The following is a 12,220-nucleotide window of genomic DNA, read 5'->3' on the forward strand; positions in this document are numbered from 1 at the left end:
TCGAGGCCACCCGGAGGATGCTGGCGCTCCTCTCGCTGAGAGCGCCCGGCATCGACCGGGGTGCACCCCACGGATCACGGACACTTTCCTAACTGCTGTCACCGTCCATCCGTGATCCTCTTACCCGCCCATTTGAAAGGGGAATCCGGCGGGCTGACGCTGCCACGAAAGGCAGGTCGAAAGGAAAATCATGCTTGATAACACTACATCTATCCATGCGGACGCCGGGATTGGCATTCGTTATCGCGTTCGCGCTTTCTTGGCGAACCATGGCGCGGGATTGGAGACCGCCGCAAAATTGCTCGGGGGCCGGCATTGGTCTGGTCGCGTCCGACAGCTACGTATCGATGTCAGCAACGGATCGTTGCCATTGCGCGCGTGCCTGGGCGAACTGCACGCTCTCCTTGGGCTTCTCAAGCTCGAGGCAGTGCATGAGCCAGCTTCGGTCGAGGCGCAGTGCTTTTCGGGTATTCACCCGGCGGATCCACGCGTCTTCGAGATCTGCTTGCTCACTGATCAGCTTGATCAACTTCTCGAGACGGCTGCGCAAGATGTGTCCCGTTCGGACAACTCAACATGATCTCCGATCTGGCTCCTTCGAGCCGGATCTGAAGGGGCGGCATGATGTCGTCCCCGTCCAGGAAAGGACAAGATCATGCAAGATCAAATCAACGACGCGACACTCGAGGAGCTGGTTTTCGAAGCGCTCCGCAAGGCACGGTTGGCCGTCGCAGCGCTCAGGAAGGGCATGTTCACCTGCTCCGCGAAAGACGACGCGTTCATCTCTCGCTGTCTTTCGAAGCTGGAAGCCGGACACATTCTCGGCGAAGATGTCGAGGGCACTCTCGATGCCGTTCGAAGGGTTCTCTCCCGGGAAATAGAGAAGGAAACCTTCGAGACAAAACGGGTTTTCGACGGCTATCACGATCCCGAATTCGGAGACGTGGGACGTGTCTTCGAAATTCCTGTGCGAACCGTGCGCGGGGATGATCTCGCCGAATTGCTTGCTCAACTCGATGGGCTTTCCGAGGCAAGGAACGCTGCGCTCGATCGGTTGCGTGCAGAGAAAGAAGTCCGCAAACGGATCTGAAATGGGCCCTGCCGCGCCGAAGCGCGGCAGGGCCTTCATTCATCCGACCACCCTAAGGCCCTGCGTTTCGGCTTTCTTCCGGGCTTCACTCGGCGCGTCAGAAAACGGGCTGTTGATCATCGAGATGTCGATTTTGACATCCCGTATACGCTCGAGGAGCACGTCGATGTGCAAGCCCTGACTGTAGGAACGATCTCCTTCGTCGCGCGGCTCGTGTCCCATGAGCCGACACCTGATCGCGTCCGACTTGTCGCGGTTCATCAGGTCACCGTGGAAGGTCGTCCGGAATGCGTGGAAGTCGAGACCGGGCCAGTAACAGTCATTTGTCTGGCGGTAGTAGGTGAACTTCTTCGAGAAATTCTCCGAGAACTTCCCCTTGGTCTGTCCGCGGGTCAGGTTCGGAAAGAGGCGGCTCTGCCCCTGGCGCCGGCGCATCTCAACGAGTTGCAGCAAGCCGAGCTCGATGAGTTGCGGATGGATGGGTACCTTGCGTTGAGACTCGTCCGATTTCACATGGTTGGCATCGCATCGCTTGATATCGATATAGGGTATGTTGCGATCGCTGCCGAAATCCTCGGGCGCAAGCTGGCAAGCCTCTTCTTCCCGGAACCCCATTAGACGGGCGAGAAGGGGAAGCCAGAACAGCGGCTCGCCGGGGTCGTCGATCTCGCCCTGAAAGACGGGTGAGTGGAACAGTGTCAGGATCCGGTCGTCCCACACGGTACGCGCCCGGCTCGCCTCTTTCGCGGCCATGCGCTTCTTGTCGCTGTTGGATACCGAACAGATCTCGAACGGATTTTTGTCGATCAACTGAAGGTCATAGAGCATCTGCCCCACGGCGCGCATCGTCCGACGGTGCTTGATGATGGTTTCCGACCGTAGCCGGGGTTGCAATGCCTCGCGCCGCGCCTGCTCCTTGTCAGCCTCGGTCGCATCGGGGCGGGATGCCAGAACATGGAGGTTGGCTTCCGAGTCCGTTTCCTCGTCCGAGTCGATCCGTTCGATGAGTTCACGATAGCCATTCTCGGCCAGATATCTTTCCTGTCCCTTGCCGTGCTTGGCCGGGATGCGTGGCAGGAAAGCAAGGGCGTCGCGGATGTCGTTCTTGTTCGCATCCTCAAACGTCACATCCCCCACGAATTCCGGCCAGAAGCTTTCCGCGAACCGGATCTTGCTGGCGCTGTCCTTTTGCCAGTTCCGGCCTGCATCGGCGTCCCGCGTTTGCTCACGCGCAAATTCATTGCCGTATCCGGCTTCCTTCAGTTCGCGATACAACCTGATCGCCTGGACCACGGTGATCCCGCGCGGGGAAGCAAGCGCCGTGCGACTTTCCTCGCTCAGATCTCGCAGGTCGATGTTTTCCAGCAGTGGGGGGCGCATTTTTGCCCTGATGGCGGTCTCGTCTTCGAGAGTGGCCGCGGCGCGGGTCTCGACGGTGGCCTCGGCTTGCGATGCGCCTGCCGGCGTTCGGGACGGCTCCTCTTGTCGGGGTCGTTCCGTGGTCTCGCTGGCCCGCGGCGTTTCGATTGTCGTGCAGATGGGGGCCGGCGTCGGCGCCGCTGGCGCCGTGTAAATCGGAGCGACAGGGGCCGGAGAAACCCGCGGCGGCGTTCCTGGAGGCGCAGGCGAGGCAATCGGAGCCGGTGTGGCGTGGGTCCTGATCGAAGCCGCATTGCCTGGCATTCCGTTTGAAGCTGCACCAAGTGGGCTACGGGCCGACACGAATATCGGGCTCGGCGTGTCGAACCGGCCGAGTTCGCGGTTCTCACGCTCCCGGCTGACATCAAGCAGGATCCTGGTCGCTTCGTATGCGAGCATCCGCCAGCTTTCGGTATCCTCGGCGAGATGGATGCCGAGACGCTCCGCGACGGCTCTCAGAGGGGCACGGACAACCTCCCGATCGCCGCAAGCCAGGGCGTGGCGCAGGACGTCCTGCGTCGCCTGTTCGCAGGCAGCGGCCTGATGGGCGGCCGCCTCGCTCCGGGGCGGTGCCATGGCCCGCACGGCGGCGTGCGCGTCGATCTGGAAGCGGGCAAGCTCCTCGAGCAGCCTGATGTCCTCGGTCCCAAGATGGTTCATTCTCGTCTCCGTTCCCAGGGCGAAGGCGAGATCGCAGAGCGCCGTCAGGCGTCGGGCGAGATCCTTCGCATCGCCGGGGACGTGGGTTCGAAGCGAGAGGCAGAGGAAATTGTCTGAATCAAGGTTTACTGACGCCAGCCGTGCGGGCATCCGGCGACGGAAGAAGAAGCCCGACTTCCTGGCTTCGAGATAAGGGATGTGTGCGATTCCGGTCATGGTCGGAGACCTCCGTGATACGGGTTTCGGGGCATCCCGGAATCGCGCGTGCACCCGTTCGTGCACCGGATCGTGCCGCATTTTGTGCACCTATTCGTGCACCTCGGGTGCACAGGGTACGCAATCTGCGACTCCGCTCGAACGGATTTCCAATGAAATCAGTGGCTTGGAGGATTTTTGGCTCCGGCGGTAGGGATCGAACCTACGACCAATTGATTAACAGTCAAGCTTTAGGGCGAAGCTGACCCTAACTTTCTAAAACTATCGCATCTAAAAATCACTATAGTTTATTGGTGTTTGCCTACAATGTGAGCCTCTGTTAGTAACTTGGGGTAACGGTTCAAAACTGGCCGGTGCGTTACCCCAGTGTTACCCCAGAGGGAGAATTGACTATGGCAAGGGCGCTCACGACAAAGACGATAGAGGCCGTAAAGCCCGGCGAGAACCGCCGCGAAATTCCCGACCCGGCACTGTCCGGGCTATATCTTGTGATCCAGCCAAGCGGCGTGAAGTCTTGGGCCTTGCGCTATCGCTATGCGGGCAAGCCGAAAAAGCTGACGTTGGGCCGATGGCCGGTGATGGGGCTGGCCGATGCGCGTGCTGCCGCGTCCGACGCTATCGAGGCGGTGGACCACGGCAACGATCCGAGCGCGGCGAAGAAGCGAACCAAGGCCGCGCGGATGGAGGCGCAGTTATCCGAGCGGGACAAGATCAAGACACTGATGGAGCGATACGGCAGGCGGCACCTGTCCACCCTGAAATCTGGCGAGACAATCAAGCGCGAGTTGAACCGGCATGTGGTGGCCGTTTGGGGCGAGCGGGATATTCACGACATTACCAAGCGCGACGTTATCGACCTGCTGGACGGGATAGCTGACAGCGGGCGGGTTGTGACTGCGAACCGCGTTCGGGCGTATCTCAACAAGTTTCTGAACTGGTGCGTGGAGCGCGACGTTATTGATCAGTCGCCAGCAATGGGCGTTAAACCGGCGGCGAAGGAAAAGAGCCGCGACCGCGTTTTGTCGGATGATGAAATCAGATGGTTCTGGGAAGCCTGCACCCGCGAGGGCCAGCCGTGGGGGCATCTTGGCAAAATGCTGTTGCTGACCGGGCAACGGCTTGGCGAGGTTGTGAACATGACCGACCGCGAGGTGAGCGGCGATCTGTGGCAGCTTGAGGCTGATAGGACAAAGAACGGGCGCGCGCATGACGTGCCGTTGTCAGAGACCGCACGGGACGTTCTGGGGGCCGTGGAGCGCCTCAAGAGCGATGCGGGATATGTGTTCACCACGAACGGCAGAAGCGCGTTACAGGGCTACCACAAGGGCCGGAATCACATTGCCAAACGCATGGCGGAGGTTGCAGGGCAGGAAATCTCGCACTGGACGTTTCACGATCTGCGCCGCACCGCTGCAACCGGCATGGCGCGGCTGGGTATTCCGGTGCGCGTCACCGAGGCGGTTTTGAATCATGTAAGCGGCACCGCAGGCGGCATTGTGAGCGTTTACCAACGGCACGACTATGCAGATGAAAAGCGGGACGCGCTGGACGCATGGGCGCGCCTGGTGGCCGATCTGGTGGAAGGCACGGCAGATAATGTGGTGCGAATTGAGGGGGCAAGATGAGCGACTTCACTCAGGACCAGATATTTTCCCTGATATGCGAACACTGCGACGTCGCTTATCTTGGTGACGATCAAACAAAACGTGATCCGCAGAACTTTGATCTATCTCCCGAGGATTATCGGAAACTAAGTTCGCAAATAGCGAGAATGCACGGCGCAGCCCACGTTTGGACTAGGCCCAGCAAGATCGAGTCTGAGATCGAGGACGCACGAAAAAAAATTTCATCTGCCATAGCGGCAATCAAAGGTCTTGACGGCCATGCTAAATCGCTAGCCCGAATCGAAGCAGACCGGGGGCGTGAGGAACGTCTCCTTGCTCAGCTTGAGGAAAGCGCGCGTTTAGGTGGGACTAAAGGGGAGCAGTCAGTGCGGGCCAAAGAAATCTGCGCTGCGTATCAGCCCCAACCTATAGCAGAATGGGTCGATCATGCCGCCATCGCCGCGATGGAGAAATTGCGGGACGCTCTGATATATCCCGTAGAACAGGCAATACCGAACGCGCCGACCGGACCGGGCCGCCCGCCCAACCGTCGCGCGTATCTTGTAGCAGAACATGCCTACCTGATTTTCAAGGATCTAACCGGTCGAAAGCCAACCTTCTGGAACGCCAAGGAAACTACCCCGTTCGGACGCATGGTTGAATTATTATTTAGGGTTTACGGGATTAAGAGCACCGTTCGGAAGCCCATCGAAGCGGCTATGCACAAATTCAGTCCAGATGAGTAATTGAGGCATTTAGCGCCCGAAACCACATTAAACGTATCGTTAGGCCACGGCATAACCGCCTTGGTCGCATGAAGCAGGCCGAGGCACGAACCGAAAGGAGCCTTGGCTTATGAACACCCAAATCGAACCTGCAATTGCGCGTGGATTGAGGGCAACCGACCCCGAACACGACCGCAACCCCCACCACCGGATTCAGGCGGCTACCGTGCGCCAAATGTGCGGCGGCATCAGCGACATGACGTTGTGGAGGTGGCTGGAAAATCCCGAACTGGATTTCCCGCGCCCGATCTACATAGGCCGCCGCCGCTACTGGCGCGAGGCCGAAATCATCGCATGGCTGGAAGCTCGTGAGGTGGCGGCATGACCATCAAACTTTCCGACCTTCCCTCCGAAGCCATCGAAAAGCTGAAACCGCTTTCGTTCCATGACTTCAAAATGCTGGCGATTGATGCCCGCAGGATGTGCGAAGGTGAAATCTTGGCCGAGTTGCCGACAAACTCGATGGAAGCGGCGAAGGACGCCAATGCTTGCCGGATCCGTGGCGCGACCACGATCGACGTTGACGCCGCCGAAGGCTTTGTCGAATCCGCCTTGGAAGTCGCCAGCACCGCGTTGGCAAATCCCGACTTCGACAGCACCGACGCAATCCACCTGCACCGGATCATCCGGGCGGTGGTGAACGCGCAACAGGCCAGCATGAGCAATATGCGCGAGGCAAACAGGTGCCTGCGCGCAGCGATCTGCAAATAGAAACCCCCACCGAAAGCGACGGCGGGGGCTAACTGAAATTGAGGCTTTGGAGGGCTTCAACAGGCAACATAGCACCGCCCGTTGCTTTCGGCAATTCCCGAGGCAATGAGCAAATGAACAATATCCACTTTCTAAGACCTTCCAAGATCGGTGAACACCCCGTCGAATATCAAAAGGCGCACCCTGAAGTTGGCGGGATTGACGTCATCGTGTGGCGCGATACGCGGCGCGATGACGGCTTTCTTGTTAATTGCCGCGACTGGAAACGCGCACATGAACTTGTGGACGTGATCCGCCGGGCAAAGGAGGCGGGCCAGTGAGACAGCTTCAAATCAATTTCCTGATGCGCGTTCACGGCATGACCGAAGCGCAGGCATCCGCGCTTTGCGCGCTGATCTGGGGGGTGAGCTGATGAACATGCACGACAGTTTCCCCTCCGTCGCCACTGCCGCGCTCGAATATGCCGCGCGGGGCTGGCATGTGTTCCCGGCACCGCCGGGCAAGAAGCAGTCGCACGAGCGCGGCAAGGATCACGATGGCCGCCGCTGGGGCGCGACGAATGACCCCGATGTTGTCGCCGCGCTTTTCGCCAAACATCCGAACGCGAATATCGGGATCGCCACACAGGAAAGCGCGCTTGTCGTTCTGGACCTCGACCGCAAGAACAATGTGGACGGTATCGCCTGGCTGATGGAGCAGATCAAAGCGCATGGCGATCTGCCGCATACCATCGAGGCCACCAGCCCGAGCGGCGGTTGGCATGTCTATTTCGAGTATCCCGGCGACTTCGACCCCAAGACCTGCGAGGGCGAGATTGCGCCCGGCGTTGATGTGCGCGGGCATGGCGGCATGGTGCTGGCCGCGCCTTCGATCAAGCCCGGTTCGGAAAATCCCTATCGCTGGAAGAATCCGCCGGGCTTTTTTGACGTGGCCGCCGCGCCGCAGTGGATTCTCGACCTTTTGCCGCGCCGCAAGAGGTTGTCGGAGCAGGCCATGCCCGGCGCGCGTGTCCAGATCAACACCGGCGGCGCATCGACATGGGCCGACAAGGCTTTGCAAGACGAACTCGCCAAGCTACTGGCCGCGCCCGAAGGTCAACGCAATGGCACGTTGAATCGCGCCGCCTTCAGCTTGGCGCAGATCGTGGCCGGGGGCGGTTTGGTCGAAGATGCCGTTAAGGCGCGGCTGAGCGCCGCCGCTGGTGGCATCGGACTGGAGCCGGGCGAGATTGCCGCGACCATCGACAGCGGCTTTCAGGCGGGCTTGCAGACGCCGCGAGGGCCGAAAGAGCGGGCCACCGGCGGCGCAGCGGAGGCAATGCCGAAACCGGACGCTGATCCGGTTGACCTTTGGGGCAGCTTCGATCCGCCCGAGTTGCCGCGCGATCTGTTGCCGCCGCTGATCGAGGAATTCGCCCGCGCCAATGGCGACCAGATGGGGGCCGATCCGGCGGGGCTGGCAATGGCGGCGCTGGTGACATGCGCGGCGGCAATCCCTGATGAGATCAAGATCAAGGTGAAGCGGCACGACGACTGGACCGAAAGCGCGCGGCTTTGGGCGGCGCTGATGGGGCCACCGTCTGCAAAGAAAAGCCCGATCATCTCCGCCGCGACCGGGCCGCTTTGTCGCTTGGATGTGGAGATGATGCGCGCATGGCAGGAGCGCGTGAACGAATTCGAGGCGCTTCCCGCCGATGAAAAGAAGGGCAAGCCGCGTCCGAAGCAAACCCGCTTGCGGATCGAGGATGCAACCGTCGAGGCCGCGCAACAGGTTTTGGAGGGCAGCCCGTGGGGCGTTCTGCTGCTGCAAGACGAACTGAGCGGCTTTTTCGGGGCGATGGACAAATACAACGGCGGCAAGGCGGCGCAGGCTGACCGGGCGTTCTGGTTGCGCAGCTTCAACGGCGGCGCGTTCGCGCTGAACCGGGTTGGACGCGGCGCGGCGATCATCGACAACCTGTCCATTTCCATGCTGGGCGGAATCCAGCCCGAACCCTTGCGCAAGATTGCCGGGGATGCGGTGGATGATGGCCTGTTGCAGCGGTTGTTCCCGATCATGTTGCGCAATGCCACGATGGGCCGGGATGAACCCATGCCCGATGTAAACGCGCGTTACCGGCGGCTTATCGAGGCGCTGCGCGATCTTTCGGCACCGGGTTTTGCCGGTATGGGCGTTCTGGAATTCGACAGCGGCGCGCAGGCGATCCGGCGCGACTTGGAGGCGCGGCACCTTGATCTGCAATCGCTCGAAACGATCAACCGCAAACTGGCATCCCATATCGGCAAGTATGACGGGCTTTTCGCGCGCCTTTGCGTGGTCTGGCATTGCATCGAATATGCGGGCCATGAACTGCCCGCGACAGTCACAGAGGCGACCGCACAGCGCGTGGCCGCCTTCCTGCACCGCTTCCTGCTGGCGCACGCTATCGCCTTCTACAGCGGCGTTCTGGGCTTGTCTGACGACCACGACCGCCTGACGGCAATCGCCGGGCATATCCTGACGCACAAGCTGGACCGCATCACTAACCGGGATGTGCAGCGCGGCGACCGGACCATGCGCGGGCTGAAGGATTTTGAAATCCGACCGCTGCTGGAGCAACTCGCCGCCTTGGGTTGGCTGGACCGGATCGACCCGCCGCGCCCGTCATCACCGCCGCATTGGCAGGTGAACCCAGCGGTTCACGCTAAATTCACCGACCGCGCTGCCCGCGAGGCAGATCGCCGCCTTGTGGCGCGCGAGACGATCCAGGGTCTTAGCGGGGGGAAGGCATGATTTTGTCACCATTGTCCCTTGCGCGCACGTCACAGGGGCAGCAATCCACCTCTTTTTCTATTGCGACAAGTTTCCGCCTCACGCGCGCAAGGGACAATGGTGACAGAATAACCCTTTCCGCCCGGATGAAGGCGTTTAGGCGACCGAAGCCGCGATGGCACGAAACCACCACCACGAAAGGAACGAGCAATGGTTACAGATGAAGAAAAGATGCGGATTGAACGGGCGCGAATGACCGGGGAGCAGCATAGGCGACTTGACACGAGCAGATTTCCTGATAATCTCGAATTCCATTCGAGCTGCTTCTGGAGCCTCGGGACGAGGCCGGAAAGTTTAGAATGTTACTTTGTGTCAATCGGGATGATTGCCACGGCCCAGTCAGACAATCGGGATGATTGTTCTTGTCTGGAACTTGCACCCTCAAAATCGGCCATTCGGCTGCACCCTTCCTGACACAAGGAATCTACCTATGCATACTGAAATCAAAGAACTGCTCGAAGCGCAGGGGTCTGCGTTTGAAGAGTTCAAAACCCGTTTCGGCGCTGAACTCAAGGCGGAGCGCGAAGAGCGCGAGGCTCTTGAATTGCGCCTTTCTCGAAACGGGCCAGTTTCCGGCCCTAGCGGCGACAACCAGATTACATTGAAGGCCGAGCGCAAAGCCGTCGCGGCGTTTCTGCGCGATGGCGACGACAGCGAGTTGAAGTCAATGTCGGTTGGCTCCGACCCGGATGGTGGCTACACGGTAATGCCCCAAATGGCGTCACAAATCCGCAACAAGGTCCGTGAAGTATCGCCTATCGCAGAACTGGCGCGGCGTGTCCTGGTCGGGAATGCCGATGGCTATTCCGAACCATATGAGAAAACCGACATGGACGCGGAGTGGTCGGGCGAAACCGCATCGCGCGCCGATCAGGAAACACCGAAGATCGGCCTTCTGAACATCCCATTGCATGAGATTTTCACACAACAGCCGGTGACACAGAAACTGCTGGATACATCCATGTTTGACCTCGGCGCATGGATTGAGGAACGTATCGCCGCGAAGTTCGCCCGTTCGGAGGGCGCGGCCTTTATAAGCGGCAGCGGCGTCATACAGCCGCGCGGCATTCTCAATCTGGACATCGCGACTGACGGAGACAGCACGCGCTCGGCAGATGCATTGCAATACATCGCTTCCGGTGGAGCCGGCGCATTTGCGTCGGGAAACCCTGCGGATAAGCTGGTGGACATGATCTATGCTCTGCGTCCGGTTTTCCGCCGAAACGCCAATTGGCTGATGAACTCGCAAACGGCGGGGCAGGTCCGTAAGCTGAAAGACGGCATGGGCCGGTTCCTCTGGTCAGACGGGCTTGCGGCTGGTCAGCCGAACTTGCTTCTTGGCTATCCGGTGGCGATGGATGAGCAGATGCCCGACATCTCGGCTGACTCTCTCTCGATAGCCTTTGGCGACTTCCGCGAAGGTTACACGATTGTAGAGCAGCCCGGCATCAAGATGATTCGCGACCCATTCACAATGAAGCCGCATGTGAAGTTCTTTGCTTATCGTCGCGTGGGTGGTGACGTTTCCGAAACCGACGCGATCAAGCTGATGAAGTTTGCGGCAAGCTGATGGAGTTTCTCTCGTTCATCCGAGGGAATTGGCGCAGGTCTGGCGTAAGGCTTCCTAGGCCAAACAGACACCGTAATTCGTGAGTGGGTAAACCGCGAAACCCGGCAGGCTTTTTGATTGAGAGGCCGTGGCCGGGACAAGATCACAAAGCGGGCGCGCACCCCCCGGCCTTCCGATCAGGGATTGAACAGGGGGGGGGCGGGATCGATCTTCACAGCCTGTAGTGCCGGGACCGGCGTGGGAAGCCAAACTTTCACGCCGTCAAATCGAAGGGAGTTTTCGGGCATGGCCAAACGCACACCAGATCAACTCAAGATCATCGCCGGAACCGCCCGGCCTGACCGGATGAACCCAGATGCGCCCGACGCCAATATCGGCACGGCAAGCGCGCCGGAATGGCTGAGTGAGCGTGCGTCTGAATTGTTCGCGCAACTCTCGGCCACGCTTTTGGGCATGGGAATCGCATCGCCTGACGATCAGGCGGCGCTTGCAATGCTGGCAAGCCGTCTTGAAGAAGTCGAGATTTGCACGGCGGTCATCGAGGGCGCGGGCCGCACCTATTCAACCACTGCGACCAGCGGCGACAAGTTGATTCGCGCCCGGCCTGAGGTTGCGATGCGCAACGAGGCGATGCGGCACGCCCAAAGCCTGTTATCAGACTTTGGCCTGACTCCGGCGGCACGATCGAAGGTGAGCGTGGCCAAGCTTGCCGAGGAAAACCCGTTCGCGGCATTGGAGTTTGGCTTTTGATCCGACTGGTGCATTTGTATAGCTAGCAGGTGGAAATCGGCCTTTCGCTATACATTGCACGATTGTCCGCGAAGCGTAGGACGAGGCGTTAACGATTAGGACGAGTTTTCTGACTTGGCTTCAAAACGCTCAATCGCTTGAGAGAATAGCTCTCGCCGAGCCAGTTCTTCTTTCTTCTTTTTGTCGTCCTCAAGTATGATGAGGATAGATTGTTTCATGACATCGAACCACTTTAGGCAGTCCTTTTCATCCAGTGCGTGGACGCCGACGCTTAGAATAGAATAAATCTTCCGGTTACGAACGAGGAAATCGGGAAGGTGATCTTGCAGGAGGGTGATTTTATCTTCCATGCGAGCAGCATAGAACCTGCTGTTGTCCCATCCCTCAGCGCTCTTAAACTCCTCAAACCGATTGGTAATAAGCCGTTCGAAAACTCTTCTTAGGTAGACAAAAGATCCAACTCCCACACCATGTGCTGCCAAACCTATAGCTTTGTGGAACTCTTGGGCGTCCAGTTTCGCCATGGTCTTTCGATACTGAGCCACTTCATCGTTGGCAATATCAGCCAATGATGGGTGCTGGCCAATTTTCTCCACGACCATGT

The 12,220-nt window shown here is 59.4% G+C and carries 12 protein-coding genes; 9 read left to right on the top strand and 3 right to left on the bottom strand.

The window, feature by feature from the left end; genetic code table 11:
• Positions 1 to 337 precede the first annotated feature (337 nt).
• Positions 338 to 529, bottom strand: a complete 192-nt coding sequence (locus tag D6850_RS05060; protein ID WP_166433992.1) for a hypothetical protein — start codon at positions 527 to 529, stop codon at positions 338 to 340.
• Between the two features lie 126 nt (positions 530 to 655).
• Between D6850_RS05060 and D6850_RS05065 the strand changes: the two genes are divergently transcribed.
• Positions 656 to 1,090 carry a hypothetical protein gene (locus tag D6850_RS05065; RefSeq protein WP_121164365.1) on the top strand — a complete coding sequence of 145 codons (435 nt, stop codon included), beginning with the start codon at positions 656 to 658 and terminating at the stop codon, positions 1,088 to 1,090.
• A 39-nt stretch (positions 1,091 to 1,129) separates the two neighbouring features.
• Here D6850_RS05065 and D6850_RS19260 read toward each other — a convergent pair whose 3' ends face one another.
• Entirely contained in the window at positions 1,130 to 3,385 is a 2,256-nt protein-coding gene (locus D6850_RS19260) for a site-specific integrase (RefSeq protein WP_147438862.1), read from the bottom strand.
• A 392-nt stretch (positions 3,386 to 3,777) separates the two neighbouring features.
• On the opposite strand from D6850_RS19260, the gene D6850_RS05080 reads away from it, so the two are divergent.
• From D6850_RS05080 to D6850_RS05115, 8 genes are all read left to right on the top strand, one after another.
• Entirely contained in the window at positions 3,778 to 5,010 is a 1,233-nt protein-coding gene (locus D6850_RS05080) for a tyrosine-type recombinase/integrase (RefSeq protein WP_121164371.1), read from the top strand.
• Positions 5,007 to 5,735 (top strand): hypothetical protein, encoded by a 729-nt coding sequence (locus D6850_RS19265; protein ID WP_147438863.1) that lies wholly within the window; start codon positions 5,007 to 5,009, stop codon positions 5,733 to 5,735. Before D6850_RS05080 ends, D6850_RS19265 begins: the two co-directional genes overlap by 4 nt.
• Positions 5,736 to 5,844: 109 nt before the next feature.
• Positions 5,845 to 6,099, top strand: a complete 255-nt coding sequence (locus D6850_RS05090; protein WP_121164375.1) for a helix-turn-helix transcriptional regulator — start codon at positions 5,845 to 5,847, stop codon at positions 6,097 to 6,099.
• A complete protein-coding gene (locus D6850_RS05095) occupies positions 6,096 to 6,485 on the top strand; it encodes a hypothetical protein (protein ID WP_121164378.1) in 390 nt (129 codons plus the stop codon). Before D6850_RS05090 ends, D6850_RS05095 begins: the two co-directional genes overlap by 4 nt.
• Positions 6,486 to 6,598: 113 nt before the next feature.
• Positions 6,599 to 6,805, top strand: coding sequence for a hypothetical protein (locus D6850_RS05100; protein WP_121164381.1), 207 nt, complete (start codon positions 6,599 to 6,601; stop codon positions 6,803 to 6,805).
• A 91-nt stretch (positions 6,806 to 6,896) separates the two neighbouring features.
• Complete coding sequence (locus D6850_RS05105; protein ID WP_121164388.1) at positions 6,897 to 9,257, top strand: DUF3987 domain-containing protein; 2,361 nt, start codon at positions 6,897 to 6,899, stop codon at positions 9,255 to 9,257.
• A gap of 469 nt (positions 9,258 to 9,726) precedes the next feature.
• Entirely contained in the window at positions 9,727 to 10,866 is a 1,140-nt protein-coding gene (locus tag D6850_RS05110; protein WP_166433993.1) for a phage major capsid protein, read from the top strand.
• Positions 10,867 to 11,151: 285 nt separating this feature from the next.
• Complete coding sequence (locus tag D6850_RS05115; RefSeq protein ID WP_121164393.1) at positions 11,152 to 11,616, top strand: phage terminase small subunit P27 family; 465 nt, start codon at positions 11,152 to 11,154, stop codon at positions 11,614 to 11,616.
• A 95-nt stretch (positions 11,617 to 11,711) separates the two neighbouring features.
• Here D6850_RS05115 and D6850_RS05120 read toward each other — a convergent pair whose 3' ends face one another.
• Positions 11,712 to 12,218 (bottom strand): hypothetical protein, encoded by a 507-nt coding sequence (locus D6850_RS05120; RefSeq protein WP_166433994.1) that lies wholly within the window; start codon positions 12,216 to 12,218, stop codon positions 11,712 to 11,714.
• Between the last annotated feature and the right edge of the window lie 2 nt (positions 12,219 to 12,220).

This window comes from Roseovarius spongiae, from assembly GCF_003651245.1.
GTDB lineage: Bacteria > Pseudomonadota > Alphaproteobacteria > Rhodobacterales > Rhodobacteraceae > Roseovarius > Roseovarius spongiae.

What these genes read in the sequence shown, in the direction of transcription:
- D6850_RS05065 (WP_121164365.1), top strand. Translation starts at nt 656, where the DNA reads ATGCAAGATCAAATCAACGACGCGACACTCGAGGAGCTGGTTTTCGAA.
- D6850_RS19260 (WP_147438862.1), bottom strand. Translation starts at nt 3,385, where the DNA reads ATGACCGGAATCGCACACATCCCTTATCTCGAAGCCAGGAAGTCGGGC.
- D6850_RS05080 (WP_121164371.1), top strand. Translation starts at nt 3,778, where the DNA reads ATGGCAAGGGCGCTCACGACAAAGACGATAGAGGCCGTAAAGCCCGGC.
- D6850_RS19265 (WP_147438863.1), top strand. Translation starts at nt 5,007, where the DNA reads ATGAGCGACTTCACTCAGGACCAGATATTTTCCCTGATATGCGAACAC.
- D6850_RS05090 (WP_121164375.1), top strand. Translation starts at nt 5,845, where the DNA reads ATGAACACCCAAATCGAACCTGCAATTGCGCGTGGATTGAGGGCAACC.
- D6850_RS05095 (WP_121164378.1), top strand. Translation starts at nt 6,096, where the DNA reads ATGACCATCAAACTTTCCGACCTTCCCTCCGAAGCCATCGAAAAGCTG.
- D6850_RS05100 (WP_121164381.1), top strand. Translation starts at nt 6,599, where the DNA reads ATGAACAATATCCACTTTCTAAGACCTTCCAAGATCGGTGAACACCCC.
- D6850_RS05105 (WP_121164388.1), top strand. Translation starts at nt 6,897, where the DNA reads ATGAACATGCACGACAGTTTCCCCTCCGTCGCCACTGCCGCGCTCGAA.
- D6850_RS05110 (WP_166433993.1), top strand. Translation starts at nt 9,727, where the DNA reads ATGCATACTGAAATCAAAGAACTGCTCGAAGCGCAGGGGTCTGCGTTT.
- D6850_RS05115 (WP_121164393.1), top strand. Translation starts at nt 11,152, where the DNA reads ATGGCCAAACGCACACCAGATCAACTCAAGATCATCGCCGGAACCGCC.
- D6850_RS05120 (WP_166433994.1), bottom strand. Translation starts at nt 12,218, where the DNA reads ATGGTCGTGGAGAAAATTGGCCAGCACCCATCATTGGCTGATATTGCC.